Source organism: Pseudolysinimonas kribbensis, assembly GCF_030161895.1.
GTDB lineage: Bacteria > Actinomycetota > Actinomycetes > Actinomycetales > Microbacteriaceae > Pseudolysinimonas > Pseudolysinimonas kribbensis.
In genome coordinates this window covers 1,638,342-1,664,758 of the sequence record NZ_BSVB01000001.1, presented here as the reverse complement: position 1 = coordinate 1,664,758, position 26,417 = coordinate 1,638,342, and the positions used below count along the sequence as shown (strand labels likewise).

Here is a 26,417-nt window from a genome sequence, read left to right as displayed (position 1 = left end):
CGCCGGGGCCGAGCGCGGTCCGGAGCACGTCGAGACGCCCGTCGCCTACGACGCGATCGTGCTCGCCGGCTTCGGCGGCCCGGAGGGGCAGGACGACGTCATCCCCTTCCTGCGGAACGTGACGCGCGGCCGCGGCATCCCCGACGAGCGGCTCGAGGAGGTCGCGCACCACTACCGGCACTTCGGCGGGGTGAGCCCGATCAACGAGCAGAACCGCCGGCTGAAGGCGGCGGTCGAGGCCGAGCTGGCATCCCGCGGCATCGACCTGCCGGTCGTCTGGGGCAACCGCAACTGGGGTCCCTATGTGGCCGACGCGCTGCGTGAGGCGAGCGAGCGCGGTCTCTCGACGCTCCTCGGCCTGGCCACCAGCGCCTACAGCTCCTACTCGAGCTGCCGGCAGTACCGCGAGGACTTCGCGGGCGCGCTCGCCGAGACCGGCCTGGGCGACGCGCTGCGCATCGACAAGGTGCGCCAGTACTTCGACCATCCGGGCTTCGTCGAGCCGTTCGTCGAGGGCCTGCGCGCCGCGCTCGCCGACCTCGCGGAGCGCGGGATCGCCGAGAGCGCGATCCGGGTGCTGTTCGCGACCCACAGCATCCCCACCGCCGACGCCGAGCGCTCCGGCCCGCGGGACCGCGACTTCGGCGACGGCGGCGCCTACGCCGCCCAGCACCGCGCGGTCGCCGAGGTCGTCATGCGCGACGCCGGCGCCGACGCCGCGTGGCAGCTCGTGTACCAGAGCCGCTCCGGGCCGGCGACCCAGCCGTGGCTCGAGCCCGACGTCAACGACGTGATCGCCGGATTGCCGGCGCAGGGCGTCGAGGCCGTCGTGATCGTGCCGCTCGGCTTCGTGAGCGACCACATGGAGGTGCTCTGGGACCTCGACACCGAGGCCACCGCGACGGCGGCGGAGCACGGTCTCGTGGTCATCCGGACCCCGACCCCCGGCACGCACCCGGCGTACGTGAGCGGGCTGGTCGACCTCGTCCTCGAACGGGTGAACGGCACGCCGACCGCCGAGCGCCCGGCCCTCACCGAGCTGGGGCCCTGGTACGACGTGTGCCGCCCGGGATGCTGCGAGAACGCGCGCCTGGGCTTCAAGCCCGCGATCGCGGGGGTGGCGCCGTGACCGCGGCGAGCGGGTCGGCGCTGCGCATCGGCACGCGCGGGTCCGCGCTGGCGCTGGCGCAGGCGACACCCGTCGCCGAGAAGCTCGGGGCCGAGCTCGTCGTGATCCAGTCCGGTGGCGACCGCGATCGCAGCACGCCGCTCGCCGACTTCGGCGGCACGGGCGTGTTCGTGACGGCCCTGCGCGAGGCGCTGCTGGCCGGCGAGGTGGATGCGCTCATCCACTCGTACAAGGACCTCCCGACCGCGCCCGCCGACGGCCTCGAGATCGCCGCGGTGCCCCGGCGCGCCGACGCCCGCGATGCTCTCGCCGCCCGCGACGGACTGACGCTCGAGCACCTGCCCCAGGGCGCGCGGATCGGCACCGGCTCGCCACGCCGCCGCGCGCAGCTGCTGGCCCGTCGCGCGGATCTCGACGTCGTCGGCCTGCGCGGCAACATCGACACCCGCCTCGGCCGCGTCGGCGGCGCGGATGCCGGGATCGATCCCGAACGCCGGCTCGACGCGATCGTGCTCGCGGCCGCGGGGCTCGACCGGCTCGGCCGCTCCGCCGAGGCGACCGAGCTCTTCCCGCTCGACCCGTGGCCGACCGCGCCGGCGCAGGGCGCGCTCGCCGTCGAGGCGCGCACCGGCGCCGTGCCGCGTGCGCTGCGCTCGGTCGACCACCAGCCGTCGCGCCTCACCGCCGAGGCCGAGCGCGCGGTGCTCGCGCGGCTCGAGGCGGGATGTGCCGCCCCGCTCGGCGTGCACGCACTGCTCGACGACGGCCTGCTGTTCGTGAGCGCCCGGGTCTACGCGCTCGACGGCAGTGCGCACCTCACGAGCTCCCACGCGATGTATGCGGCCGACGTGCGCGATCCGGCCGGTGAGCTGGCGGCCCGAGTCGCGGGCGAGCTGCTCGACCAGGGCGCCGCGGAGCTCGCGCCGCTCGGTCCCGGCGGAGCTGCGTCGTGACCGCGCCCAAGCCCCTCGCCGGGTGGCGCGTGCTCGTGCCGCGCGGTGGTAAGTGGGGCGACAACGTGTCGGCGTCGCTGCGCGGCTACGGCGCCGTGCCGGTGGTCGCGCCCCTCATCAACTTCGCGTCGCCGGAGGACCCGACCCGCCTCGGGCACGCCCTGCAGGAGCTGGGCGCCGGCGCCTACGACTGGCTCGTCGTCACGAGCGCCACGACGGTCGACGTGCTCGTGAGCCAGGGGACGACCGTGCCGGATGCGACCCGCATCGCCGCCGTCGGCGAGACCACCGGGGCGGCGCTCTCGCTCGCCGGCTACCGCGTCGACTACATGCCGAGCCGCGACAACTCGGCGCGCGGGCTCATCAAGGAGTGGCCGGCCAGCGACATCCGGGGCCGCGTGCTGATCCCGCAGTCCGACATCGCGGAGCCCACGCTCGTCGCCGGGCTCGAGGAGCTCGGCTTCGCGGTGGAGTACGTGACCGCATACCGCACCGTGGGCCTGCCGGTCGCGGACGACATCCGGAGCGATGTCGCCTCGGGCCGGATCGGCGCCGTGCTCGTGACCTCGGGCAGCGTCGCGCGCCAGATCGCGGCGCAGCTCGCGCCGCTGCCGGAGGCCACCGTCGTCGCCTGCATCGGGCCGCGCACCGCCGTCGATGCACGCGCGGCCGGGCTCACCGTGCACGTCATCCCGGAGGAGCGCACGGCCGAGGCGCTCGTCGCCGCGCTCGCCGAGCACGTGGAGGCGCTCGGATGAGCGGATTCCCGACCGTGCGACCGCGGCGGCTGCGGGCGACCCCGCGCTGCGGCGACTCGTGGCCGAGACGCGTCTGCATCCCGCGCAGCTGATCCTGCCGATGTTCGTGCGCGAGGGCGCGGCCGAGTCCGTGCCGATCGGGTCGATGCCCGGCGTCGTGCAGCACACCCTCGACTCGCTGCGGGCCGAGGTCGCGCGCGCGGCCGCGGCCGGCATCGGGGGCGTCATGCTCTTCGGCGTGCCGGAGCACAAGGACGCGATCGGATCGGGGGCGACCGATCCGGATGGCATCCTCAACGTCGCGACGCGGGTCGCGGTCGCCGAGGCGGGCGACGCGCTCGTCGTGCAGACCGACCTGTGCCTCGACGAATTCACCGACCACGGGCACTGCGGCGTGCTCGATGCGCGCGGTCGCGTCGACAACGACGCCTCGCTCGCGCGCTACCGCGACATGGGACTCGCCCAGGCCGAGGCCGGGTCGGCGGTGCTAGGACTCAGCGGGATGATGGACGGGCAGGTCGGCGCGGTACGGTCCGCGCTCGACTCGGCCGGGCATCCCGACACCGTCCTGCTCGGTTACGCCGCCAAATATGCCAGTACGTTCTACGGGCCGTTCCGCGAGGCGGTGCAGTCGTCGCTGCAGGGCGACCGGCGCAGCTACCAGCTCGACCCGGCGAACCGGCGCGAGGGCTTGCGCGAGGTGCTGCTCGACGTCGACGAGGGCGCCGACGTCGTCATGGTCAAACCGGCGATGTCGTATCTCGATGTGCTCGCCGACGCGGCGGCGGCGTCGCCCGTGCCGGTGTGGGCGTACCAGGTGAGCGGCGAGTACGCGATGGTCGAGGCCGCGGCGGCGCACGGCTGGATCGAGCGTGAGCGCGCGATCGACGAGTCGCTCGTCTCGATCGCGCGCGCGGGCGCCGAGGCGATCCTCACCTACTGGGCGATCGAGGCGGCCGAGCGCTGGGCGCGTTCGTGAGTCGCAACGACGACGTCGTCGCCCGCTCGCGAGCGGTGCTGCCGGGGAGTCAACTCGCCGGTGCGCGCGTTCGGCTCGGTCGGCGGGCTGCCCCGCACGATCGCGTCGGCGCGCGGCGCGTACGTGACCGACGTCGACGGGATCGAGTACGTGGACCTCGTCGGGTCGTGGGGTCCTGCGCTGCTCGGGCACGCCCATCCGGAGGTCGTCGAGGCGGTGCGGGAGGCCGCATCGCGCGGGCTGTCGTTCGGCGCCCCGACCGAGGGCGAGGCCGAGCTCGCCGAGCTGGTGATCGACCGGATGACGGTGGGCGCCACCCGCGCGGTCGAGAAGGTGCGCCTCGTGTCGACCGGCACCGAGGCGACCATGACGGCGATCCGGCTGGCCCGCGGCGCGACGGGGCGCGATCTGCTCATCAAGTTCGCGGGGCACTACCACGGGCACTCCGACGGCCTGCTCGCCGAGTCGGGCTCCGGCGTCGCGACGCTCGGGCTGCCGGGGTCGGCCGGCGTGCCGGAGCCGATCGCCGGGCTCACCCTCGTGCTGCCCTACAACGATCTCGACGCGGTGCGGGCGGCGTTCGCGGCGCATCCGGGGCGGATCGCCGCGATCATCGCGGAGGCCGCGGGCGCCAACGCCGGCGTTCTCGTGCCGGACTCCGGGTTCAACGCGGCGCTCGTCGACCTCGCCCACGCCGCGGGCGCGCTCGTGATCCTCGACGAGGTGCTCACCGGGTTCCGGGTCGGCCCGGCCGGCTGGTGGGGCCTCGACCCGAGCTACCTCCCCGACCTCGTCACCTGGGGCAAGGTGCTCGGCGGCGGCCTCCCGCTCGCCGGCCTCGGCGGTTGCGCCGAGCTCATGGATCGGCTCGCGCCGCTCGGCCCGGTGTACCAGGCGGGCACCCTCAGCGGGAACCCGCTCGCGGTCGCCGCCGGCATCGCCACGCTGCGCCTCGCCGACGCCGACGTGTACGCCCGGGTCGACGCGGCCGCCGCCCGCGTCTCCGGCGCGGTGGATGCCGCCCTCACCGCCGCCGGCATCCCGCATGTCATCTCCCGGGCCGGCTCGCTGTTCTCGATCGCGTTCCGCTCCGAGCCCGTGCGCGACTACACCGACGCCCGCGCGCAGGACGCGTTCCGGTATGCGGCCTTCTTCCACGCCCTCCTTGACGCGGGCGTCGCGCCTCCGCCGAGCGTCTTCGAGGCGTGGTTCCTCTCCGCCGCCCACGACGACGAATCCCTCGAGCGCATCGAAGCCGCGCTCCCCGCTGCCGCCGCCGCTGCCGCCGCATCCCGTCCCTAGCCGAAAACGCCCACTCGCGGCGCGCGACACTGGGCGTTTTTGGCCACGGGGGCTAGAGCACGACCCAGAGGACGCCGAAGATCAGCGCGATCAGCGGGGAGGCCCTGCGTGAGCGCCGCGCGGGCGAGCTTCGGGTTCGACGTGATGAGCACGATCGACGCGAGCAGCATGCTCGCGAGCGCGACCCCGCGATGCCGACGCCGACGTTGTGCACGGGCGCCGCGGCGATCAGCACGATGCCGAGGCCCGTCGCGATCGCGAGGAAGAGGTTGTAGAAGCCCTGGTTGTAGGCCATCGGCTGCAGCACGGCGGCGTCGTCCCGCGACGCGACACCGAACCGGCGCCAGATCGTCGGCTTCGACCAGAGCACGCTCTCGAGGAAGAAGATCACGACGTGGATGAGCGCGGCCAGCACGGCGAAGATCAGCGCGATGACGAGGAACGCGGTGTCCATCCCCTCAGTGTCGCACCGCGCGCTGGGGCTACGGCTCAGCCGAAGAGCACCGACGCCTCCTCGTACCGGCTCTCCGGCACGGTCTTGAGGCGCCCGAGCGCGTCCTCGAACGGCACGTGCACGATCTGCGTGCCGCGAAGGGCGACCATGCGACCCCAATGCCCCTCGAGGATCGAGGTGACCGACGCCATCCCGTAGCGCGTCGCCAGCACGCGGTCGTAGGCCGACGGCGTGCCGCCGCGCTGGATGTGGCCGAGCGTCGTCGCGCGGGTCTCGATGCCGGTGCGGTGCTCGATCTCGGGCGCCAGCTGGTCGCCGATGCCGCCGAGCCGCGGGCGCCCGAACGCGTCGAGGCCGCGCTCGGAGTGCGCGTCGTCCATGGTGTCGAGCTGGAATCCCTCGGCCACGCAGATGAGCGGCGCGCGGCCGCGATCCCGGGCCGACTCCACCCACTCGATGATCTGGTCCATGCTCGTCTTGCGTTCGGGGATCAGGATCGCGTGGGCGCCGGCCGCCATGCCCGAGTGCAGCGCGATCCACCCCACGTGCCGGCCCATGACCTCCGCCACCATGCAGCGGCCGTGCGAGTCGCCGGTGGTGCGCAGCCGGTCCATCGACTCGGTCGCGATCTGCACCGCGGTGTCGAAGCCGAACGTGTAATCGGTCGCCGAGAGGTCGTTGTCGATGGTCTTCGGCACCCCGACGATCCGGATGCCCTCATCGGTCAGCCGCTTCGCCGCGGCGAGCGTGCCCTCCCCGCCGATCGCGATGATCGAGTCGATCCCGTTCTCGTCCATGACCTGAGCGACCCGCGCCGCGCCGCCGCCGTCGAACGGGTTGGTGCGCGAGCTGCCGAGGATCGTGCCGCCCTGCTTCGAGATGCCCATGACCTCGGGCCGGCCGAGCGGCATGAGGTCGGCCTCGACGACGCCCCTCCACCCGTTGCGGAAGCCGACGAACTCCATGTCGTGCAGCTTCGAGCCGGTGAGGACGGCGGCGCGGATGACCGCGTTGAGGCCGGGGCAGTCGCCCCCGGAGGTCAGGATGCCGATGCTCATCGTCCTCCATCATGCCGCGCCGCGACACCGGCCTCCGACCGGCCGGGCTAGGGGCCGCCGGGCGGTCGATGCCGAAGAGTTCGCAGGTCGCGTTGTAGTACGCGTCGGTCGTGCCCAGGTGCGTCATCCCGATCCGCAGCGCGACCACCTGCGACGCGCGGTTGCCGGGGTTCGTCACGGCGAGCACGCGGGGCAGTCCGCCGGCGAACGCGTGGTCGAGCACGGCGCGCGCGGCCTCCGAGGCGTAGCCGTGGCCCCACGCGTCGGGATGCAGGTGCCATCCGATCTCGACGTCCCCCGACGGCAGGAGCGGGCTCTCGGGGCCGGAGGCCGGCAGCGGCTTGAGGAGCGCGACGCCGAGTCGCCCGCCCGTGACCCGGTCGGTGATCGCCCAGATGCCGTGGACGGGATGCTCGAGCGCGGCGTAGCGCTCGACCCGCTCGACGGCCTCGGCGCGATCGGTCATCACCCGGGGCACGAGGCCGATGAAGCGCTGGACCTCCCAGCGCGAGTACATGTCGAAGACGAAGTCGACGTCGTCGGGACCGAAGGAGCGGAGGCTGAGCCGCTCGGTCGTCAGATCGGCCATCCGTCGACCCTACGTCCGACGGCGACGGAACCTCGCGCTAGAGTCCGCGCATGAGCACGGCCACGTCGACCACCGGATGCGGCGCCTCGCCGGGTGCCGCTCCGGCCGGCTCGTGATGCTCACCGGGATCTACCGGCCCGCCCAGCGGGTCGCGGTGGACGCCACCCTCGCCCCGCTGGTCTTCGGCCCGCGCGACCCGGCCGCGCGCCGGGACGCGCGCGGCTGGTGGCTCGCGTTCCGCACGCCCGAGGGCGACGCGACGCTGCGGCTGACCGAGAGCGCCCACGGCATCGCCGGGAGCGCCTGGGGCCCGGGGCCGGCGCCGCCCTCGACGCGATGCCGCGGCTGCTCGGCGCCGATGACGACCCGACCGGATTCGACCCCTCGCGGCATCCGGTGATCCGCGACCTGCATCACCGGATGCCGGGGCTGCGGCTGGCGCGCACCGGCCGGCTCCTGCCGCACCTGGTGCCGACGATCATGGGGCAGAAGGTGACCTCCGTCGAGGCGATGCGCGCCTGGCGGGTGCTCGTGCACCGGCACGGCACGCCGGCGCCCGGACCCGCGCCGGAGGGCATGCGCATCCCGCCGGATGCGGCGACCTGGCGGCGTGTCCCGTCGTGGGAGTGGCACCGTGCCGGCGTCACGCCGCAGCGCGCCGACACGCTCATGCGGGTCATGGCCGTGGGCGACACGCTCGAGCGCTCCGCCGCGCTGCCGGCGGCGGCGGCGGTGCGCCGGATGCGGACGGTCACCGGCATCGGCGTCTGGACCGCGCACGAGACGGTGCAGCGCTCGCACGGCGACCCGGACTCGGTGAGCATCGGCGACCTGCACCTCGCGAAGCAGGTCGGCATGGCGCTCGCGGGGCAGCGCGTCGACGACGACGGGATGCTCGAACTGCTCGAGCCGTGGCGCGGCCACCGGCACCGGGTGGTGCGCTACCTCGAGGTGTCCGGGGTCGGGTACGAGCGGCGGGCGCCGCGGATGGCGATCCCCGCGCACCGCACCCGGTAGCCGGCTTCGCTCTCGGCAGAGCCGCGTTGACCTGCGCAGCGGATCCGTCGTTGCATGGGGCCATGCGGATCCTGGTGCTCGGTGGCACGGCGTGGGTGGGACGCGAGGTCGTCGGCGAGGCGCTGCGCCGCGGCCACGACGTGACCGCGCTGGCTCGGGGCGAGGCGGGTGCGCCGCCGGACGGCGCGAGGTTCGTGCGCGCCGACCGCGATGCGCCGGACGCCTACGCCGCGGTGACCGGCGAGGACTGGGATGCCGTCGTCGACCTCGCGACGCATCCCGGCCACGTGCGGGCAGCGGCGTCCGTGCTCGCCGGACGCGCGCGGCACGTCGTGTACGTCTCGACCTGCTCGGTCTACCTGCGCGCGAACGAGGGAGGCACGGGAGATCTGGGCGCCGACGAGTCGGCGCCGGTGCACCCCGCGCTCGCCGCCGACACGATGGCCTCGCTCGAGGAGTACGGAGCCGCGAAGGTCGCGTGCGAGGAGGCGGTGCGCTCCGCGTTCGGCGAGGCGCGCTCGTTCATCGCGCGGCCGAGCCTCATCGGCGGACCCGGCGATCCCTCGCAGCGCACGACCTACTGGCCGGCCCGCTTCGCGCATCCGTCGAATCCGGAGCGGCAGGTGCTCGTGCCCGACACCCCCGACCGGCCGACACAGGTCACCGACGTGCGCGACCTCGCCGCCTTCCTGGTGGAGGCCGCGGAGCGACGCTTCACCGGGATCGCGAACGTGACCGGCGAGACGCTGCCGTTCTCCGAGCACCTCTCGATCGCGCAGCGCGCGGTCGGCTGGAGCGGCACCCTGGTCGCGGCGGACGAGGCGTGGATCGCCGAGCGCGAGGTCGGGTACTGGGCCGGGCCGCGATCCCTGCCGCTGTGGCTGCCGACCGAGCTGGTCGCGCTCGCGGCGCACGACAGCTCGCGCGCGGTCGCCCTCGGGCTGCGCCGTCGCCCGCTCGAGCAGACCCTGCGCGATGGCGCAGATCAGGCCGCCGCGGATGCCGTCGCCGGCCCCACCACGGGAGAACGGCGCGCCGGGCTCACCGACGACGCCGAACGCGCGCTGCTCGCCGAACTCGCGGCCGACGCCTGAGCCTCACGCCTCCGTCGGCCCGAACGTGAACACCCCGAGGGGTCGTAACGCCGGCGCACCTCGGCCAGCCGCGCGAACGCCGCGGGCGACCATGCCGAGCGGTACTCGGTCGGGTCCTCCGACTCGCCGAGCCAGTTGATGGTCGTGGTCGGCGCGATCCACTCGCCGAGACGCGCGCGGAGCCCGGCGAACGCACCGGGCAGCACGGTCGCGAACAGGGCCGGGTTCGGCGCACCGATCACCGAGAGCGTGAACGGATTCTCGCGCCCGCCCATCGCGCTGTCGCCGGACGGGTCGGCGACGGCGCCGCCGAGCTGACGCACCTCGACGCCCAGGAACGGCGACTCGGTGCCCGCGCCGACGAGCCCGAGCAGGGCGTCGACGAAGCGCTCGTCGAGCTCTCCCAGCATGATGCCCCGCATCCAGCCGGGCAGCGGACCGTCGGGGTCACTGTGCACCTTGGCGATCTCGGCGATCGGCAGCGGGCCGAGCGCGTCGAGGTACACGGGCGCAAGGGCACGCAGCGGTGCCGCGAGCTGTTCGCCGGATGCCGCATCCACCGGGGCGGCGAACCGCACGCTCACGAGATGGCGGCCGCGCAGCGGCGGCGGCACCTCGTCGAGGTCGGGGAAGCGCATGACCGCGACGCTCGTCGTGATGCGCGCGTCGGCGTCGGCGCCCCACGCGAGCCAGCCGGTGAGCACGGCGCGGGCATCGTTCGCGTCGAACAGGAGCGCGCCTCCGTAGAGCTCGGCGACCTCGACGAGCCGCACCGTCGCGGAGGTGACGATGCCGAGGCCGCTCTTGCCGCCGCGCAGCGCCCAGAACAGGTCGGGGTTCTCGTCGGCGGAGGCCGTGACGACCTCGCCGGAGCCGGTGACGATCCGCGCCGAGACGAGCTGGTCGGAGCCGACGCCGAAGTGCCGCGAGAGCGGGCCGAGGCCGCCGCCCAACAGGAAGCCGACGGCGCCGACGCCGGCCGACGATCCGGTGATCGGAGCCAGACCGTGCGGTGCGGCCTGCGCGACGACCTCCCGCCACGGGGCGCCGCCGCCCACCGTCGCGGTGCGCGCGAACGGCTCGACGCTCACGGAATCCAGGCCGCTCACGTTGATGAGCAGGCCGCCGTCCGGCACCGGCGCGGCACCGTGCCCGGTGGCGATGACCCGGATCGCCAGCCCCGTGTCGCGCGCGAACCGCACGCCCGCCGCCACGTCGGCCTCGTCGCGCGCGACGAGCACGGCATCCGGGCGCGGCACGACGGCCAGGTTGAAGCCGGTGCAGGCGGCGGCGTACCCGTCGTCGGCGGGGACGAGGACGGATCCGGACACGGAGCGGGCGAGGGGGAGAGGTCGGGCATGCGCCGAGGTTACGGCGCACCGGTGACGCGGGACCAGTGCCGACGTGCGCGGGCTGTGAGCCGGCGTCGCATCCGGTCGGTACCGAGGATGCGCGCCTAGCCTGCCGCGTGGAGCGGTCGGGATCATCGAGACGACCGCGAGAGGAAGGGCGCACATGCTGCTGAGCGGCAAGACCATCGTCGTCACCGGCGGGAACAGCGGGATCGGGGAGCAGATCTGCGTGGCCGCCGCGGCCGAGGGGGCGAACGTCGTCGTCGACTACGTGGCGCACGCGGACGACGCCTCCGACCTGGTCGAGCGGATCGAGAAGGCGGGCGGCTCGGCCGTCGCGCTCGAGGCCGACATCACCCGCGCCGCCGACCTGGAGCGCCTGATCCGGGGCGCCGTCGACCGCTTCGGCCGCCTCGATGTGCTCGTCAACAACGCGGGCATCGAGGATCGCCACTCGCTGCTCGAGGAGACCGAGGAGGGCTACGACCGGGTCATGGCCGTCAACATGAAGAGCGCGTTCTTCGCGACGCAGGCGGCGGCGCGGCAGTTCCTGAAGCAGAAGACGCCGGGGCTGATCCTCAACATCTCGTCGGTGCACGAGGACTGGCCGATGCCCGGCAACATCGCCTACTGCGTCTCCAAGGGAGGGATGCGGATGCTGGCCCGGACCGCCGGCGTCGAGCTCGGCCCGTACGGCATCCGGGTCGTGAACATCGCGCCGGGCGCGGTCGAGACGCCGCTCAACGCGTCGACCATGAGCGACCCCGCGGAGCTGGAGAAGCTGAACGACGCGATCCCGCTGCACCGCATGGCCAAGCCGGAGGACATCGCCGATGTCGCGGTGTTCCTCGCATCCGGCAAGGCGTCGTACATGACCTCGACGACCGTCGTCATCGACGGGGGATCATGCAGGGCAGCGTCGGGTTGTGACGGCGCGAGCCGCTACGCCCCGACCTTCTCGCGCCCGAAGGCCTCCACGGCGGCCTCGCACCCGGGCAGGTTGATCTTCTCGAGCACGCGCGCCGCCCCCGAGCGGAAGGCGTCCTTCTCGTCGTCGTCCAGCACGTCGAAGAAGATCTCGCGCAGCTTCGCCGCGTGGTCGCGCATGGCGCCGAGGGTCGCGCGGCGTCCGTCGGTCGTCAGGATGATCCAGGTGCCGCGGCCGTCCTCGGCGCACTCCGCGCGCGCGACGAGGCCGCGGGCCTCCATGCGCGAGATCTGGTGCGAGACGCGGCTCTTCTCCCAGGTCAGCAGCTCGGCGAGCTCCCCGTGCGCAGCCGGCGATCCGGCGCCTCGAAGAGGGTGATGAGCACCGAGTAATCGGCGCTGGAGATGCCGGCATCCCGTTGCAGCTGGCGGTCGATCTCCCGCGCCAGCGCGCGATTCATCGACGAGAACGCCCGCCAGAGGCGCCAGTCCTCCTCGCTTATGCGGTCGGCTGCGGGCATACCACGAGCCTATCGTCCGAATCAAGTTGACGTGTCATCGTTCGTCCCGCCCCGGGAGCCGAATCGCTGTCCGGGCGCCGGGACGGCCGCTCCCGCACCCTGGACACGCAGGGGCCGTCGCCTAGCATTCATTCCGTGCTTCCCGGGATGCCGTCGGTCGATGAGACCGTCGCCCTGGTCCGTCGCTGGCTCGCACAGAGCGCGGATGCCCCGCGCGACGCCGGCGCGACGCGGCTCGCCGGCGTGCTGAAGGACCCGCACGGCCTCGAGTTCACCCTCGGCTTCATCGACCGCGTCGTGCGCCCCGAGGATCTGCGGGTCGCCGGCCGGAGCCTCGAGCAGGTCTCGCGGCTGACCCCCGGTTCCTGCCGTGGCACCTGCGCACGCTCGTGCGCCTCGGCGGCGCCTTCGCCCCGCTGCTGCCATGGCCGATCGTGCCGATCGCGCGCCGGGTGCTGCGCCGGATGGTCGCCCACCTCGTCATCGACGCCTCCCCGAAGCGGCTCACCCGCTCGCTCGCGCACCTGCGTCGCGACGGCGTGCGGCTCAACATCAACCTGCTCGGCGAGGCGGTGCTGGGCGAGCGCGAGGCCGCGCGTCGGCTCGCCGGCACGCGCGAGCTGCTCTCCCGGCCCGACGTCGACTACGTCTCGGTCAAGGTGTCGTCGGTCGCGAGCCAGCTGAACCTCTGGGGCTTCGACGAGACGGTCGAGCGGGTCGTCGAGCGGCTGCTGCCGATCTACCTGCGGGCGGCGCGCGCGTCGGGCACCAAGTTCATCAACCTCGACATGGAGGAGTACCGCGACCTGCACCTGACGATCGCGGTCTTCGTCAAGCTGCTCGAGAACCCCGACCTGCAGAACCTCGAGGCGGGCATCGTGCTCCAGGCCTACCTGCCCGACTCGGTCGTCGCCCTCGACCGGCTGACCGAGTGGGCCCGGCGCCGGGTGGCGGCCGGCGGTGCCGGCATCAAGGTGCGCATCGTCAAGGGGGCCAACCTCTCGATGGAGCGCGTCGACGCGGCCGTGCACGACTGGCCGCTCGCGACCTGGGGCAGCAAGGCCGCGACCGACGCCAACTACCTGCGGCTGCTCGAGCGGGCGTTCGCGCCCGAGCGCACCGACGCCGTGCGCATCGGCGTCGCGGGGCACAACCTGTTCGACCTCGCGTTCGCGTGGCTGCTCGCCGAGCAGCGCGGCGTCAGCCGGCGTGTCGACGTCGAGATGCTGCTCGGGATGACGCCCGGCCAGGCGAGCGCGGTGCGGCAGACCGTGGGCGGCCTGCTCCTCTACACCCCGGTCGTGCATCCGGACGACTTCGAGGCCGCGATCAGCTACCTCGCTCGGCGGCTCGAGGAGAACGGCTCGAGCGAGAACTTCCTCTCCAGCGCGTTCGAGCTGGAGGACGACGCGGTCTTCGCCCGGGAGCGCGAGCGGTTCGAGGCCTCCCTCGCGCTGCTCGACGACGCGGTGCCCGCCCCCAACCGCATCCAGAACCGGCTGCACCCGCCGGTGCCGCGGGCTCCCGAGCCGTTCGAGAACACCGCCGACACCGACCCGTCGATCGCGGTCAACCGCGAGTGGGCGCGGGGGCTGCTGGATCGCGCCAAGAACTCCGCCATCGGCGAGGCGACGCTGCACGAGGCCCGGGTCGCCGACCCGGCGACGCTGCAGCAGCGGCTCGCCGCGGCATCCGCCGCGGGCGCCACGTGGGGGCGCGGACGGGCGCCGAGCGCGGGGAGCTGCTCGACCGCATCGGCGAGGTGCTCGCCGCCCTGCGCGGGCGGCTCATCGAGGTCATGGTCGCCGAGACCGGCAAGACGCTCGCCGAGGCGGATGTCGAGGTCAGCGAGGCGGTCGACTTCGCCCACTACTACGCGGGACTCGCCCGCGAGCTCGCCGGCATCGAGGGCGCCGCGTTCGCGCCCGTGCCGGTGGTGCTCGTCGCGCCGCCGTGGAACTTCCCGGTCTCGATCCCCGCGGGTGGAGTGCTGCAGGCGCTCGCCGCGGGCTCGGCCGTCATCCTCAAGCCGGCCCCGCAGGCGGGGCGCTGCGGCGCGATCCTCGCGGAGGCGTTCCGCGAGGCGGGGCGCCGCGCGAGCTCGTGACGCTCGTCGACATCGACGAGGGCGAGCTCGGCCGGGCGCTCATCACGGCGCCGGAGGTCGGCCGCGTCGTGCTCACCGGCAGCACCGAGACGGCGGCCCTGTTCCGCGGCTGGAAGCCCGAGCTGCGGCTGCTCGCCGAGACCAGCGGCAAGAACTCGATCATCGTCACGCCGAGTGCCGACCTCGATCTCGCGGTCTCGGACATCGTGAAGAGCGCCTTCGGCAACGCCGGCCAGAAGTGCTCGGCCGCGTCGCTCGCGATCCTGGTCGGCTCGGTCGCGACCTCGGAGCGCTTCCGCCGTCAGCTCGCCGACGCCGTCACGAGCCTCGCGGTCGGGCAGCCGACCGATCCGGCCGTGCAGATGGGGCCGCTCGTCGAGCCCCCGGGCGACAAGCTCACCGCGGGCCTCACCCGGCTCGGCCCGGGCGAGAGCTGGCTCGTCGAGCCGCGCCGCCTCGACGACGACGGCCGGCTGTGGTCGCCCGGGGTGCGCGACGGCGTCGTCGCCGGCAGCGCGTTCCACCGCATCGAGTACTTCGGGCCGGTGCTGGGACTCATGTCGGCCGCGACGCTCGAGGAGGCCGTGGCGCTGCAGAACGCGGTCGAGTACGGGCTGACGGCCGGCATCCACTCGCTCGACGCCGGTGAGGTCGCGCAGTGGCTCGACACCGTGCAGGCCGGCAACCTCTACGTGAACCGGCCGATCACCGGCGCCATCGTGCGGCGGCAGCCGTTCGGCGGCTGGAAGGCGTCGTCGGTCGGACCCGGATACAAGGCCGGCGGGCCGAACGCGCTGCTCGCGCACGGCAGCTGGCGGCCGGTGCCCGCGGCGGCATCCGGTGACCTGCGACTGGACGGGCTCGAGGCCCGCGTCGCGAGCGTGATCGAGGCCAGCCAGCCCGCGCTCGGCTACGAGGAGTTCGACCTCGTGCGCCGCGGGGCGCTGAGCGACGCGGCCGCGTGGGCCGCCGAGTTCGCGACCGCGCGCGACGTGTCGGGGCTCGAGGTGGAGCGCAACGTCTTCCGGTACCGCCCCGCCGACGTGGTCGTGCGCCTCGCGGAGGGCGCGTCGATGGCCGAGCTCGTGCGCGTCGTCGCGGCCGGCGTGCTCGCCCGGGCGAGCATCCGGATCAGCTCGTCGGTCCCGCTTCCCGCGGGCCTCCTGCCGCTCGTGCAGGCCACCGACCTCGGCGGCGCGCCGCTGCTGTCGATCACCGGCATCGACGTCGAGCCGGATGCCGCGTTCGCATCGCGCGTGGTCGCCAACCATCCGGACCGCATCCGGCTCGTGAGCGCCGACCCGGAGGCCGGTGACGCACTCGCGCGGGCGACCGGCGGCTCGCCGGACGTCGCGATCTGGGCCGACCCGGTGACCGCGGCCGGGCGCATCGAGCTACTGCCGTTCCTGCTCGAGCAGGCCGTGTCGATCACCGCGCACCGCTTCGGCGCGATCGACCCCCGCTCGCGACGCTCGAGCTCTGAACAGCGCGGGCCGGCGCACGGGCGCGCACCCCGCTCCAACCGATCGCGGTTCCGCCATCCGATCGCGCCCGCGCGCCGCGCATCGGATGGCACAGTGTCGATCGGATGTCCGGGCGGCGCGCGCGTAGAGTCGGGCGCATGGCCCGGCGCGCACCGAAGAGCGACATCGACGAGTCGGAACTCGCGGTCCGCGCCCCGAAGAAGCGGGCCGTCGGGGTGCCCGCGATCGTGCACGCGCTGCAGATCGCGCAGGAGCAGATGGGCGTCGTGCGCAGCGCCGAGACGCTGCTGCGGATGAACCAGAAGCAGGGCTTCGACTGCCCCGGATGCGCGTGGCCCGAGACCGACAAGCGCCACATCGCCGAGTTCTGCGAGAACGGCGCGAAGGCCGTCGCGGAGGAGGCGACGATCCGCCGGATCGGGCCGGAGTTCTTCGCCGAGCATTCCGTCGCCGACCTCCAGCGCCACGACGACTGGTGGCTCGGGCAGCAGGGCCGGTTGACGCATCCGATGATCAAGGAGGCCGGCGCCACCCACTACACGCCGATCTCGTGGGATGACGCCCTCGACGCCGTCGCGACCGCCCTGCGCGGGCTCGACGACCCGAACGAGGCCGTGTTCTACACGTCGGGGCGGGCGTCGAACGAGTCGGCGTTCCTCTACCAGCTGCTCGTGCGCGGGCTCGGCACCAACAACCTCCCCGACTGCTCGAACATGTGCCACGAGTCGTCGGGCTCGGCGCTCGGCGAGACCCTCGGCGTCGGCAAGGGCACGGTCTCCATCGAGGACGTGCACGACGCCGACCTGCTCATCGTCGCCGGGCAGAACCCCGGCACCAACCATCCCCGGATGCTGTCGGCGCTCGAGAAGGCCAAGCAGCGCGGCGCGCGCATCGTCGCGGTCAACCCGCTGCCCGAGGCCGGCCTGCAGCGGTTCGAGAACCCGCAGACCGTCAAGGGCCTCATCGGCGGCGGCACGGCGATGGCCGACCGCTTCCTGCAGATCCGGCTCGGCGGCGACCAGGCGCTGTTCCAGGCGCTCGCCAAGCACCTGCTCGAGGCGGAGGACCGCACGGGCGGGGTGCTCGATCACGACTTCATCGCCGAGCACACCAGCGGCGTCGACGAGTTCACCGCCGGCGTGCGCGCCCTCAGCTGGGCCGAGATCGAGACCGCGACCGGCCTCGCCGAGGACGACATCCGGGCCGTCGGCGACGAGCTGCTCGCCTCGAAATCCACGATCGTGTGCTGGGCGATGGGCCTGACCCAGCATCCGCACGCGGTCGCCACGCTGCGGGATGTCGTCAACCTGCTGCTCCTGCAGGGCAACGTCGGGCGCCCCGGCGCGGGCGTGTGCCCGGTGCGCGGCCACTCCAACGTGCAGGGCGACCGCACGATGGGCATCTGGGAGAAGCCGCCGGCCGCGTTCCTCGACGCGCTCGACGCCGAGTTCGGTTTCTCCGCGCCGCGCGAGCCGGGGCACGACGTGGTCGACGCCATCCGCGCCATGCGCGACGGCCGCACCAAGGTCTTCATGGCGCTCGGCGGCAACTTCGTGAGCGCGACGCCCGACACCGAGGTCGTCGAGGCCGGCATCCGGAGCACCGAGCTCACGGTGCAGGTGTCGACCAAGCTCAACCGCTCGCACGTCGTCACCGGGCGGCGGGCGATCATCCTGCCCGTGCTCGGCCGCACCGACCGCGACCGCCGCGGCGGACGCGAGCAGCGCGTGACCGTCGAGGACTCGATGAGCGCCGTGCACGCGTCGCGCGGCCGGCTCGCGCCGCCCTCGGACGACCTGCTGAGCGAGGTCGCCATCCTGGCCCGGATCGCGCAGCGCACCTTCCGCGACCGCCCGGGGTCGCCGCGCGCCGACTGGGCGGGCCTCGAGGAGGACTACGCGCGGATCCGTGGCCACATCGAGCGCGTCGTGCCCGGCTTCGACGACTTCGAGGAACGCATCGCGGGCGGCCGCACGTTCGTGCTGCCGAACGGGCCGCGCGACGCCCGAAGCTTCGCGACGTCGACGGGCAGGGCGCGGTTCACCGCGAACCCGGTCGAGTACCCGCGCATCCCCGAGGGCCGGCTGCTGCTGCAGACCCTGCGCAGCCACGACCAGTACAACACCACGATCTACGGCAAGGACGACCGGTACCGCGGCATCCACGGCGGGCGCCGCGTGGTGCTGGTGAACCCCGACGACGTGATCGCGCTCGGGTTCGCCGAGGGCGACATCGTCGACCTGGTGTCGGAGTGGACGGGTCCGGATGGCGTGCTGCAGCTGCGCCGCGCGCCCGAGTTCCGGGTCGTCGGCTACTCGACCCCGCGCGGCAACGCGGCCGCCTACTACCCGGAGACGAACGTGCTCGTGCCGCTCGACTCGGTCGCCGCCGTGAGCAACACCCCGACGTCGAAGTCGGTGATCGTGCGGCTCGAGCGCCGCTGAGCCGGGTCGCCCGCGCGGCTCAGGATTGCGGGGTCGGCCAGGCGGCGGCCGCCCGCGTGACGGCCGCGATCGCCTCGCGCACCGCGGCCTCCCCGCCACCGGCACGCCCCGCGGCGAGGCCCGCCATGAAGGCGCTCAGCGGCGCCGCCGGTCGCGCGACCGCGTTCGACACGTCGCGCGCGAGGTCGAGGATCGCCGGGATCGGCGACTCGGCCGCGTCGATGCCGAGCTCGGCGCGCAGGGCGTCGGCCCAGTCGTCGAGCGCCTCGGGGGCAGGTGCTGGGGCATGGTGTCCTCCGTCCGTCGGGCCCGACCGGGTGCGCCGCCGTGGGCGCGCAGGTCGTCCCAGGTGTCGATGTCGGCCGCGGCATCCGCCGCATCCGGCACCTCCTCGATCATCGACCCGGCCAGCAGGGCGCGCAACGAGGCGTCGCGGCCGCCGTCCGGGAGCGGCGTCGCGCGCAGCACCGTCGTGCGGTACCAGCCGACGAGCCACTGACGGCGGCCGTCCGCGTCGACGAGGCAGCGGCCGTCGACGTCGGGCGCCAGCGGGCCGGGCGCGAGCAGGGTCCGGATGGCACCCCCGGCATCCGCGAGATCGCCCGCCAGCAGCAGCACGGTCTCCGCATCGCCGACCCGACGGAGCGCCGCGAGCGTCGCTGCCGCGGGGCCGCCGAACGGCGGGTCCTCGCGCACCCACGTCACGTCGAGCGCCGGATCGAGCTCGGGCCCCGCGACGAGGACCGGGTCCGCTCCGGCCGCGCGGGCCGCGGCGACGGTGCGCGCCAGGAGGCTGGCACCGCCGATCTCGAACAGCGGCTTCGCCGCGCCGCCGACGCGGGCGGCCCGACCGCCGGCGAGCACGATCGCGGCCGGCGTCGCGGTCACGGAGGCGGCATCCGGCGTCGTCATCCGAGCAGCACCACCTCGACGGCGTCGCCCGGCTCGATCGCTCCCTCGCCCGCCGGGATCACCGCGAGCCCGTCGGCGGAGCCCAGCCCGGTCACCGAGTGCGGGCCCGAGCGGGAGACGGCGCTCGCGGTGTCGCGGGCGATCCACGCCGCCGGGTCGTCGCGATCGATCGCGACCGGACGGTAGCCCGTGCGTCCCGGGCGGCGCCGGTACCGGGCGTCGACGGGCATCCGGAGTCGAGGGCGGTGCAGCGCCGCGCGCCCCTGCAGCGCCAGCAGCGCGGGCCGGACGACGAGCTCGAACACGACCGCAGCCGCGGTCGGCGTGCCCGGAAGCGAGACGACCAGCGGGCCGCCCGGCAGCCGCCCGGAGGCCTGCGGGCGCCCGGGCTGCATCGCCACCTCGACGAATTCGAGCTCGGCGGCGAGGGCGTCGCGCACCACCTCGTAGGCGCCCGCGCTCACGCCCCCGGTCGTCACGACGAGGTCGGCACCGGCCGCTCGGGCGTCGGCGAGGGTCCGCTGCAGCCCCTCGACCCGGTCGGCGACCGTCGCCACGAGAACGGGGTGCGCCCCCGCCTCGCGCACCAGACCGGCGATCAGCAGCGAGTTGGACTCCGGGACGCGCCCGCGGCCGAGCGCGGCGCCAGGCGCGGCGAGCTCGCTGCCCGTCGAGATGACGGCGACCCGCGGCGCCGGGCGCACGTCGACCTCGGCGATGCCCGCCGCGGCGGCCGTCGACAGCCGACGCGCGCCGAGCTCGACGCCGGCCGGCAGCACCGAATCGCCCGGCCGCACGTCCTCGCCGCGGTGGCGGACGTGCGCGCCCGCCGTCGCCGCGAGCACCGTGACCGATGCGGGCAGCGACCCGCGCCCCGCCGCGCGTCCGCCCTCGGTCTGCTCGAACGGCACGACGGTGTCGGCCCCGCCCGGCACGGCCGCGCCGGTCATGATGCGGACGGCGCACCGCGGCGGCAGCTCGGGGTCGAGCGCCGAGCCGGCCGGGATGTCGGCCACGACGCGCAGGGTGACCGGCGTAATGCTCACGTCGGCGGCGCGGACCGCATACCCGTCCATCGCCGCGCTGTCGAAGAGCGGAAGGTCGACGGCCGCCACCGCCGGTGCCGCGAGGGTGCGGCCCGCGGCCTCGGCGAGCGGCATCCGGACGATCGGCAGCGGGGTCGCCAGCCCGAGCACGCGCGCGATCTGGTCGTCGAGCGGGCGCAGGGGCGCGCTGTCCTGCGGCATGCCCCCACGCTAACGACCGCGCCCGGCGAGCGCGGAGGACGCGGGGCTAGGCTCGGAAAATGGGCCGGATCACCGCGCGACGCTCCGTCGTGCGCCTCACGGTCGCCGCGGACGAGGGCACGGACGAGGGCGATCGCGAGCAGCGACGCGCCGACACGCTCGCGGTCGAGGAGCCCCTCGAGATCCGGATCGCGGGCGAACCGCTCGCGGTGACCATGCGCACGCCGGGCAACGACGTCGAGCTGGCCGCCGGGTTCCTCGTGTCGGAGGGCGTCATCCACCACGGCGCGCAGTTCCGCTCGGCGATCCACTGCGGCGGGCCGGGGATGGGCGGATCGGGCACCGGCGGGCCGCTCGCCGGCGCCACGGAGAACACCTACAACGTGCTCGACGTCGCGCTCGCACCCGGCGTCGCCGGCCCCGAACCCGACCGGTCGCGCAACTTCTACACGACGAGCTCGTGCGGCATCTGCGGCACCGCGTCGATCGACGCGGTCGAGACGGTGTCGGCCTACGACGTCGCCGCCGACCCCATGACGGTCGACGCCGCCGCGATCCTCCGGCTGCCGGAGCGTCTGCGCGAGCACCAGGCCGTGTTCGAGAAGACCGGCGGCCTGCACGCCGCCGCCCTGTTCGATGCCGCGACGGGCGAGCTGCTCGTCGTGCGCGAGGACGTCGGCCGGCACAACGCCGTCGACAAGGTCGTCGGCTGGGCCGTGCTGAACGACCGGCTGCCGCTGCGCGGAACCGTGCTGCAGGTGTCGGGCCGGGCGAGCTTCGAGCTCGTGCAGAAGGCGGTCATGGCGGGCATCCCGATGCTCAGCGCCGTCTCGGCGCCGTCGTCGCTCGCCGTCGAGCTGGCCGCCCGCTCCGGGCTGACGCTCGTCGGGTTCGTGCGGGGCACGAGCATGAACGTGTACACGCGCGACGACCGGATCCGCCGCGCCGCCGCACCGATCGAGCGGGCCGGGATGCGGCATCCCGAGCCGGTGGGGTCGGCATGACGATCGCGCTCGGCATCCCCGCGGTGCGCCGGACCGCACCGGACGTCAGCGGTCGGCCGGACACGTCGGAGCTCGTCGACCGGTTCGGCCGCATCGCCCGCGATCTGCGCATCTCGCTCACCACCGCGTGCTCGCTGCGCTGCGTCTACTGCATGCCGGCGGAGGGCCTGCCGGTCGTGCCCCGCAACGAGCTGCTGAGCCCCGTGGAGATCGCCCGGCTCGTCGGCATCGCCGTGCACCGCCTCGGCGTGCACGAGGTGCGCTTCACCGGCGGCGAGCCCCTCACGCGCCCCGACCTGGTCGAGATCGTGCGCCGATCGTCCGAGGTCGCGCCCGGCATCCCGCTCGCCATGACGACCAACGGCATCGGACTCGACCGGCACGCCGTCGCGCTGCGGGATGCCGGCCTCACCCGCGTCAACGTCTCGCTCGACACGGTCGACCGGCACCGGTTCGCCGAGCTGACCCGGCGCGACCGGCTGCCCGCGGTGCTGCGCGGCGTCGACGCGGCCGTCGCGGCCGGCCTCGCCCCGCTCAAGGTCAACGCCGTGCTCATGCGCGCCACTCTCGACGACGCGCCCGACCTGCTGGCGTGGGCGGTCGACCGGGGTGCCCGGCTGCGGTTCATCGAGGAGATGCCGCTGGATGCCGACGCCGCCTGGGCCCGCGACGCCATGGTGTCGGCGTCGGAGCTTCTCGGCGTGCTGAGCACCCGCTTCCGGCTGGAGCCGATCGGCCGCGACGACCCCGCCGCGCCGGCGGAGGAGTGGCTCGTCGACGGCGGTCCCGCGACGGTGGGCATCATCGCCTCCGTCACGCGCACCTTCTGCGGCGCCTGCGATCGCACCCGGCTCACCGCCGAGGGTCGCGTGCGCTCGTGCCTGTTCGGCGACGACGAGACCGACCTGCGCGCGCTGCTGCGCGGCGGCGCCGACGACGAGCAGATCGCCGACCTCTGGCGCGGCGCGATGTGGATGAAGAAGGCCGGGCACGGGATCGACGATCCCGGATTCCTGCGGCCGGTGCGCTCGATGGGCGGCATCGGTGGCTGAGGTGCTCGTGCGGTACTTCGCCGCCGCCGAGGACGCCGCCGGCCGGGCGGAGGAGATCCTCGACGCGGCGACCGCCGGAGAACTCCGGACCCTGCTCGCCGACCGCTACGGCGGCGCGATGGAGCGCGTGCTGGCATCCGGATCGTTCCTGGTCGACGGGGTCGTCACCCGCGACCCGGAGCGCGCGCTCGGCGCTCGGGTCGACGTGCTGCCCCCTTCAGCGGCGGGTAGGCGACGCCTGTCCGCATAATGGCGGACATTTTTTTGAGAACCGCGTCATAACCGGCCCGCGTTCCCCATGTCATCCAGTGGGTTCGCAATGTCGGCGTCCCCCGGTCGCCGGCATGGTGTCGTTCGGCCGCGCCTCAGCACTCAGGAAGCTCACCCATGACACTCCCCTCTCGGGCGCTCGACGCGTCCGTTCCCGCTCCGTGCGCCTCGCCGCCGCCCTTCTCGCGGCCGCCGTCGCCGTGCTCGCCGGCCTGGTGCTCCCGACCTCCGCGGCGCACGCCGCAGAGGTCCCGTCCGCGATCACCGGCGTCACGCTCGACAAGACCTCGTACGGCTACAACGAGCGGCAGAAGCTCGCCTTCACCTGGTCGGTGCCGGACTCCGCCTCCGTCGGCGACACCTTCACCCTCGCGCTCCCGCCGGAGCTCACCGTGGTCAGTCAGGCGCCGTTCGTGCTGCGGGATGCCGCGGGCGCCGCGGTCGCGGACGCGGTCTGGCAGAAGCAGGCCGACGGCAGCTACGACATCGTCTTCACGCTCACCGGCTACGCCGACACCCACGACCACGTGGGCGGCACCGGCTTCGTCTCGACGCAGTGGAATCACAGCGTCGTCACGACCACCGGTGGCCCGGTGAACCTCGACTTCGACGGGATCGCCGTGCCGGTGACGATCGACCCGAAGCCCGCCCCGACCCCGCCGTGCACCGAGAACTGCCCCCGCCCCCGCCCGTGGCGACCTCCCGCTCGCTCGGCAAGAGCGGCGGCTGGGCCGACGGTTCGTTCGAGGGCACCCGTGACGCGAACGACAACATCAACTGGTCCGTCGCGCTCCCGGGGAACACCACCGGGTACGCGGGACCCATCGACGTCGCCGACGCCCCCGCCGCCGGCAGCACCATCGATTGCGGCACCGTCAAGATCACCACTCAGGACGGCCTCGCCTCCGGCGCGATCAAGAGCGCCCTCGACCCGAGCCGCTACACGCTCGACTGCGACGCCGCGGGCTTCGACCTGACCCTCGACCGGATCGCCGCCGACGAGTTCGTCACCGTCACGTACAAGGGCACCATCACCGATCAGGATGCCGGCCGATTCGGCAACCACGTCGCGTTCACCGCCGCCGGCGTCACCAGCACGAAGGACACGACCATGGTCCGCACGTCCCAGGGCGGTGACGGCGCGGGCATGCAGAGCGTGTCCGTCGGCGACTACGTGTGGCTCGACACCGATCACGACGGCGTCCAGGACGGCGCCGAGCGCGGCATCCGGGGCGTCACGCTGGTTCTGACCGGCCCCGACGGTGCACCCGTCACCTCCGTCTCCGGCGCTGTGGTCGGCCCCACCACGACCGACGCGAGCGGCCACTACTCGTTCGCGGGCCTGCCGGTGCTCGCCGCGGGGCAGCACTACACGGTCACGATCGATGCGTCCGCCTCGGCCCAGGCTCTCGCCGGCCTGACCCCGACCGTCGCCGCAGCGGGCGCCGATCGCGGCAGGGACTCCTCGACCGGATCGGCGACGTCGATCGACCTCACCACCAACGGCGCCAGCGACCCCACCCTCGACTTCGGCTTCGTGGGCAAGGTGTCGGTCGGGGATTACGTATGGTTCGACGCTGACAAGGACGGCGTGCAGGGCACGGACGAGCGCGGGATCGCGGGCGTCACCCTCGACCTCACCGGTCCCGACGGCGAGCCGGTCGCCACGGTCGGCGGCACCCCCGTCGCTCCCGCCGTCACCGATGCGCAGGGTCACTACCTCTTCGAGGACCTTCCCACCCTGCCCGCCGGTCAGCACTACACCGTGACGATCGACGGGGCGGCGTCCGCCGCCGCGCTCGCCGGCATGGTCACCTCTCCCGAGCATGCCGGCGCCGACACGGCGGCGGACTCCTCCACCGCATCGGCCGAGTCCGGTGACCTGCCGGGCAATGGTGACGAAAACCTGACGCTCGACTTCGGGTTCTACCTGCCCGACCTTCCGACGGACGCTCTCCCGGTGTCGTCGGAGCCCGCTCAGCTCGCCCACACCGGTGTCGACGGGGTGGCCCCCGCGGCGGCGCTGGCCGGCGGGCTGATCGTCCTCGGCATGGCTGGGTTCGCGCTCAGCCGCCGCCGCACCGCCCCCGAGCGACGGCACTGAGGACATCCGGCGCCTTCTGACTGAGCAGGAGGCCGAGGGGCCGCCCGCCCCCTGACGGGCGGCCCCTCATCCACGAACTTCGCGATGTGGCGTCATCACCGGCGCACCCGGGGTGTGTAATCAATGCGGCGACAGCGACCGCACCCGCCGACCGGGGGACGAATGAGCGACGAGGAGCTCGCCGAGCGCGCACGCGCCGGCGACACGGGAGCGTTCGCCGAGCTCTGGACCCGGCACGCGAAGGCCGGGCTGGCCGCGGCGCGGCAGTTCCGGTCCATCGCCGACCCCGACGACATCGTGTCGGAGGCGTACCTGCAGATCCTCCGCGCGGTGCAGCGCGGCGGGGTCCCCGGGAGGCGTTCCGCCCGTACCTCTACCGCACCATCCGCAACGTCGCCCTCGGCTGGGTGCCGAAGAGCCAGACCGTCGACATCGACGACGTCGCCGAGCGCATTCCCAGCGACCTGCCCGACATCGAGACCGCGACCCTCGAGAACACGATCACCGTGCGTGCCTTCCGCACCCTGCCGGAGCGCTGGCAGACCATCCTCTGGTACACGGAGGTGGAGGGGATGGAGCCCGCCGAGGCGGCCCCCTACCTCGGCCTCACCGCCAACGGCGCGGCCGCCCTCGCGTACCGCGCGCGCGACGGACTCAAGAAGGCGTGGCTGCAGGCCCACGTGAGCGACGTGCGCGTGCCCCCGAGTGCCGATGGACCACCGAGCGGATGGCCGACTACAACCGCGGCGCACTGACGCCTCGCGCTCGCGCGCGCTTCGACCAGCACCTCGACACCTGTACCCGCTGCTCGATCCTCCTCGAGGAGATCGACGACGTCTCCGGCCGGCTCGCCGCGATCCTGCTCCCCGTGACACTCGGTGCCGGCGGGGCCGCCCTGCTCGCGGAGAAGCTGGCCGCCGGCTCCGGATCGAACCCGCCGGGCGGCGCGCATCCGACGGCCTCCTCACCCTCCGGGGTCGTCGTGCCGATGATGCTGCGAGCCCCGACGCGCCTGGTCGCGACGATCGCCGCCGCCGCCGTGGTCATCGTCGCGGGCGCGATCACCGCCGTCGCCGCGGCGGGCGGTGTGGGAGGGGCGCCCCGGTCGCGGCGCCATCCGGCGCGACCGCGACGCGGCATCCGGCTCCCGCGACCCGTGCGCCCCGGCCGGACCAGACGTCCGTCCCCCTCGCGAGTCCGGCTCCGGCCGTGCCGCGCGTCGCCGCGCCGCCCGCCCGCCCGGCGGCGCCTCGCGCGGTTCCCCCACCGGCTCCGTCGCGTCCCCGCCGCCGAACCCTCCCGATGTCGTGGCGCCCCTCGCCCCGGTGCTCTCCGTGCCGGCGGAGGCCGCGCTGCTGAACACCGCCCGGCCCCCTTGGCGGGCAGCGGTGAGCCGGGAGCGACCGTTGAGGTCGAGCGGCTCAGTCCGGATGGCGTGAACGATCTCGGGCCGCTCGGCACCGCGGTGGTCGGCCCCGCCGGCTCCTGGACGATGACACCGGACGTCGTGGTACCGGACGGCACGTGGCGCCTGCGGATCCTGCAGCTCGACCGGGCCGGCAATGCCTCCCCACCCACGACCCGCACGCTGACGGTCGACACGGTGGCGCTGCCCCCGTCCTCGACGCGCTCCCCGCGAGCCCGCTGGAATACCTGCCGC

General features: G+C 74.2%; 21 protein-coding genes and 5 pseudogenes. 18 read left to right on the top strand and 8 right to left on the bottom strand.

Going from position 1 to position 26,417, the window contains the following annotated elements; all coding sequences use genetic code 11:
* Positions 1 to 55 precede the first annotated feature (55 nt).
* The 5 genes and pseudogenes from QQK35_RS09305 to QQK35_RS09285 all read left to right on the top strand — a co-directional run bounded on the left by QQK35_RS09305 (position 56) and on the right by QQK35_RS09285 (position 5,121).
* Positions 56 to 1,129, top strand: coding sequence for a ferrochelatase (locus QQK35_RS09305; protein WP_284255660.1), 1,074 nt, complete (start codon positions 56 to 58; stop codon positions 1,127 to 1,129).
* Positions 1,072 to 2,082 carry a hydroxymethylbilane synthase gene (gene hemC / locus QQK35_RS09300; protein ID WP_425564930.1) on the top strand — a complete coding sequence of 337 codons (1,011 nt, stop codon included), beginning with the start codon at positions 1,072 to 1,074 and terminating at the stop codon, positions 2,080 to 2,082. The genes QQK35_RS09305 and hemC overlap by 58 nt, the downstream gene beginning before the upstream one ends.
* Complete coding sequence (locus tag QQK35_RS09295; RefSeq protein ID WP_284253927.1) at positions 2,079 to 2,840, top strand: uroporphyrinogen-III synthase; 762 nt, start codon at positions 2,079 to 2,081, stop codon at positions 2,838 to 2,840. Before hemC ends, QQK35_RS09295 begins: the two co-directional genes overlap by 4 nt.
* Positions 2,837 to 3,819: pseudogene (gene hemB / locus QQK35_RS09290) on the top strand (porphobilinogen synthase). The gene QQK35_RS09295 and the pseudogene hemB overlap by 4 nt, the downstream one beginning before the upstream one ends.
* Positions 3,816 to 5,121, top strand: a pseudogene (locus tag QQK35_RS09285) (glutamate-1-semialdehyde 2,1-aminomutase). Before hemB ends, QQK35_RS09285 begins: the two co-directional pseudogenes overlap by 4 nt.
* A gap of 52 nt (positions 5,122 to 5,173) precedes the next feature.
* On the opposite strand, the gene QQK35_RS09280 reads toward QQK35_RS09285, so the two are convergent.
* The 3 genes and pseudogenes from QQK35_RS09280 to QQK35_RS09270 form a co-directional block, all read right to left on the bottom strand.
* Positions 5,174 to 5,575 (bottom strand): DUF1304 domain-containing protein, encoded by a 402-nt coding sequence (locus tag QQK35_RS09280; protein ID WP_284253926.1) that lies wholly within the window; start codon positions 5,573 to 5,575, stop codon positions 5,174 to 5,176.
* Positions 5,576 to 5,610: 35 nt separating this feature from the next.
* The gene (locus QQK35_RS09275) at positions 5,611 to 6,633 is read right to left on the bottom strand and encodes a 6-phosphofructokinase (RefSeq protein ID WP_284253925.1); all 1,023 of its coding nucleotides are present in this window, start codon (positions 6,631 to 6,633) and stop codon (positions 5,611 to 5,613) included.
* Between the two features lie 181 nt (positions 6,634 to 6,814).
* Positions 6,815 to 7,150, bottom strand: a pseudogene (locus tag QQK35_RS09270) (GNAT family N-acetyltransferase); the annotation flags it as partial.
* A 148-nt stretch (positions 7,151 to 7,298) separates the two neighbouring features.
* On the opposite strand from QQK35_RS09270, the gene QQK35_RS09265 reads away from it, so the two are divergent.
* The 3 genes from QQK35_RS09265 to QQK35_RS09255 all read left to right on the top strand — a co-directional run bounded on the left by QQK35_RS09265 (position 7,299) and on the right by QQK35_RS09255 (position 9,333).
* Complete coding sequence (locus tag QQK35_RS09265) at positions 7,299 to 7,622, top strand: hypothetical protein (protein WP_284253923.1); 324 nt, start codon at positions 7,299 to 7,301, stop codon at positions 7,620 to 7,622.
* Positions 7,559 to 8,239, top strand: coding sequence for a DNA-3-methyladenine glycosylase family protein (locus QQK35_RS09260; RefSeq protein WP_284253922.1), 681 nt, complete (start codon positions 7,559 to 7,561; stop codon positions 8,237 to 8,239). The genes QQK35_RS09265 and QQK35_RS09260 overlap by 64 nt, the downstream gene beginning before the upstream one ends.
* 62 nt (positions 8,240 to 8,301) lie before the next feature.
* Positions 8,302 to 9,333: an NAD-dependent epimerase/dehydratase family protein gene (locus QQK35_RS09255; RefSeq protein ID WP_284253921.1), complete on the top strand. Its 1,032-nt coding sequence runs from the start codon at positions 8,302 to 8,304 to the stop codon at positions 9,331 to 9,333.
* Here the strand turns inward: QQK35_RS09255 and QQK35_RS09250 are convergent.
* Positions 9,225 to 10,664, bottom strand: coding sequence for an FAD-binding oxidoreductase (locus tag QQK35_RS09250; RefSeq protein WP_284253920.1), 1,440 nt, complete (start codon positions 10,662 to 10,664; stop codon positions 9,225 to 9,227). The genes QQK35_RS09255 and QQK35_RS09250 overlap by 109 nt on opposite strands.
* A 184-nt stretch (positions 10,665 to 10,848) precedes the next feature.
* On the opposite strand from QQK35_RS09250, the gene QQK35_RS20770 reads away from it, so the two are divergent.
* Complete coding sequence (locus tag QQK35_RS20770; RefSeq protein ID WP_284253919.1) at positions 10,849 to 11,991, top strand: SDR family NAD(P)-dependent oxidoreductase; 1,143 nt, start codon at positions 10,849 to 10,851, stop codon at positions 11,989 to 11,991.
* Here QQK35_RS20770 and QQK35_RS09240 read toward each other — a convergent pair.
* Positions 11,933 to 12,133, bottom strand: a complete 201-nt coding sequence (locus QQK35_RS09240; RefSeq protein ID WP_284253918.1) for a hypothetical protein — start codon at positions 12,131 to 12,133, stop codon at positions 11,933 to 11,935. The two genes, QQK35_RS20770 and QQK35_RS09240, sit on opposite strands and share 59 nt — an antisense overlap.
* A gap of 147 nt (positions 12,134 to 12,280) precedes the next feature.
* Between QQK35_RS09240 and QQK35_RS09235 the strand changes: the two are divergent.
* Both QQK35_RS09235 and QQK35_RS09230 read left to right on the top strand, forming a co-directional pair.
* Positions 12,281 to 15,697: pseudogene (locus tag QQK35_RS09235) on the top strand (bifunctional proline dehydrogenase/L-glutamate gamma-semialdehyde dehydrogenase); the annotation flags it as partial.
* A 164-nt stretch (positions 15,698 to 15,861) separates the two neighbouring features.
* Positions 15,862 to 18,168, top strand: a complete 2,307-nt coding sequence (locus tag QQK35_RS09230) for an FdhF/YdeP family oxidoreductase (RefSeq protein WP_284253917.1) — start codon at positions 15,862 to 15,864, stop codon at positions 18,166 to 18,168.
* A 19-nt stretch (positions 18,169 to 18,187) separates the two neighbouring features.
* On the opposite strand, the gene QQK35_RS09225 is transcribed toward QQK35_RS09230, so the two are convergent.
* Genes QQK35_RS09225 through QQK35_RS09215 form a run of 3 tightly spaced genes read right to left on the bottom strand, consistent with a single transcriptional unit; the run spans position 18,188 to position 20,327 of the window.
* Complete coding sequence (locus QQK35_RS09225) at positions 18,188 to 18,391, bottom strand: DUF6457 domain-containing protein (protein WP_284255659.1); 204 nt, start codon at positions 18,389 to 18,391, stop codon at positions 18,188 to 18,190.
* The gene (gene mobA / locus QQK35_RS09220; RefSeq protein WP_284253916.1) at positions 18,304 to 19,080 is read right to left on the bottom strand and encodes a molybdenum cofactor guanylyltransferase; all 777 of its coding nucleotides are present in this window, start codon (positions 19,078 to 19,080) and stop codon (positions 18,304 to 18,306) included. Before mobA ends, QQK35_RS09225 begins: the two co-directional genes overlap by 88 nt.
* Complete coding sequence (locus QQK35_RS09215; protein WP_284253915.1) at positions 19,077 to 20,327, bottom strand: molybdopterin molybdotransferase MoeA; 1,251 nt, start codon at positions 20,325 to 20,327, stop codon at positions 19,077 to 19,079. Before QQK35_RS09215 ends, mobA begins: the two co-directional genes overlap by 4 nt.
* Positions 20,328 to 20,386: 59 nt before the next feature.
* Here QQK35_RS09215 and fdhD point away from each other — a divergent pair, with 59 nt between their 5' ends.
* From fdhD to QQK35_RS20420, 7 genes and pseudogenes are all read left to right on the top strand, one after another.
* Positions 20,387 to 21,331, top strand: a complete 945-nt coding sequence (fdhD, locus tag QQK35_RS09210; protein WP_284253914.1) for a formate dehydrogenase accessory sulfurtransferase FdhD — start codon at positions 20,387 to 20,389, stop codon at positions 21,329 to 21,331.
* Complete coding sequence (gene moaA, locus QQK35_RS09205; protein ID WP_284253913.1) at positions 21,328 to 22,383, top strand: GTP 3',8-cyclase MoaA; 1,056 nt, start codon at positions 21,328 to 21,330, stop codon at positions 22,381 to 22,383. The genes fdhD and moaA overlap by 4 nt, the downstream gene beginning before the upstream one ends.
* Positions 22,376 to 22,633 carry a MoaD/ThiS family protein gene (locus QQK35_RS09200; protein ID WP_284253912.1) on the top strand — a complete coding sequence of 86 codons (258 nt, stop codon included), beginning with the start codon at positions 22,376 to 22,378 and terminating at the stop codon, positions 22,631 to 22,633. Before moaA ends, QQK35_RS09200 begins: the two co-directional genes overlap by 8 nt.
* Positions 22,634 to 22,814: 181 nt before the next feature.
* The gene (locus QQK35_RS09195) at positions 22,815 to 23,630 is read left to right on the top strand and encodes an Ig-like domain-containing protein (protein WP_284253911.1); all 816 of its coding nucleotides are present in this window, start codon (positions 22,815 to 22,817) and stop codon (positions 23,628 to 23,630) included.
* 134 nt (positions 23,631 to 23,764) lie between these two features.
* The gene (locus QQK35_RS09190; RefSeq protein ID WP_348535008.1) at positions 23,765 to 24,757 is read left to right on the top strand and encodes an SdrD B-like domain-containing protein; all 993 of its coding nucleotides are present in this window, start codon (positions 23,765 to 23,767) and stop codon (positions 24,755 to 24,757) included.
* A 407-nt stretch (positions 24,758 to 25,164) separates the two neighbouring features.
* A complete protein-coding gene (locus QQK35_RS09185) occupies positions 25,165 to 25,512 on the top strand; it encodes an RNA polymerase sigma factor (protein WP_284253910.1) in 348 nt (115 codons plus the stop codon).
* A pseudogene (locus QQK35_RS20420) lies at positions 25,485 to 26,348 on the top strand (Ig-like domain-containing protein); the annotation flags it as partial. The gene QQK35_RS09185 and the pseudogene QQK35_RS20420, both read left to right, overlap by 28 nt.
* Positions 26,349 to 26,417: the final 69 nt, after the last annotated feature.

What these genes read in the sequence shown, in the direction of transcription:
- QQK35_RS09275 (WP_284253925.1), bottom strand. Translation starts at nt 6,633, where the DNA reads ATGAGCATCGGCATCCTGACCTCCGGGGGCGACTGCCCCGGCCTCAAC.
- QQK35_RS09260 (WP_284253922.1), top strand. Translation starts at nt 7,559, where the DNA reads ATGCCGCGGCTGCTCGGCGCCGATGACGACCCGACCGGATTCGACCCC.
- QQK35_RS09190 (WP_348535008.1), top strand. Translation starts at nt 23,765, where the DNA reads ATGGTCCGCACGTCCCAGGGCGGTGACGGCGCGGGCATGCAGAGCGTG.
- QQK35_RS09230 (WP_284253917.1), top strand. Translation starts at nt 15,862, where the DNA reads ATGGCCCGGCGCGCACCGAAGAGCGACATCGACGAGTCGGAACTCGCG.
- fdhD (WP_284253914.1), top strand. Translation starts at nt 20,387, where the DNA reads ATGGGCCGGATCACCGCGCGACGCTCCGTCGTGCGCCTCACGGTCGCC.
- QQK35_RS20770 (WP_284253919.1), top strand. Translation starts at nt 10,849, where the DNA reads ATGCTGCTGAGCGGCAAGACCATCGTCGTCACCGGCGGGAACAGCGGG.
- QQK35_RS09215 (WP_284253915.1), bottom strand. Translation starts at nt 20,327, where the DNA reads ATGCCGCAGGACAGCGCGCCCCTGCGCCCGCTCGACGACCAGATCGCG.
- moaA (WP_284253913.1), top strand. Translation starts at nt 21,328, where the DNA reads ATGACGATCGCGCTCGGCATCCCCGCGGTGCGCCGGACCGCACCGGAC.
- QQK35_RS09255 (WP_284253921.1), top strand. Translation starts at nt 8,302, where the DNA reads ATGCGGATCCTGGTGCTCGGTGGCACGGCGTGGGTGGGACGCGAGGTC.
- hemC (WP_425564930.1), top strand. Translation starts at nt 1,072, where the DNA reads ATGCTGCGAGAACGCGCGCCTGGGCTTCAAGCCCGCGATCGCGGGGGT.
- mobA (WP_284253916.1), bottom strand. Translation starts at nt 19,080, where the DNA reads ATGACGACGCCGGATGCCGCCTCCGTGACCGCGACGCCGGCCGCGATC.
- QQK35_RS09240 (WP_284253918.1), bottom strand. Translation starts at nt 12,133, where the DNA reads ATGCCCGCAGCCGACCGCATAAGCGAGGAGGACTGGCGCCTCTGGCGG.
- QQK35_RS09265 (WP_284253923.1), top strand. Translation starts at nt 7,299, where the DNA reads ATGCGGCGCCTCGCCGGGTGCCGCTCCGGCCGGCTCGTGATGCTCACC.
- QQK35_RS09280 (WP_284253926.1), bottom strand. Translation starts at nt 5,575, where the DNA reads ATGGACACCGCGTTCCTCGTCATCGCGCTGATCTTCGCCGTGCTGGCC.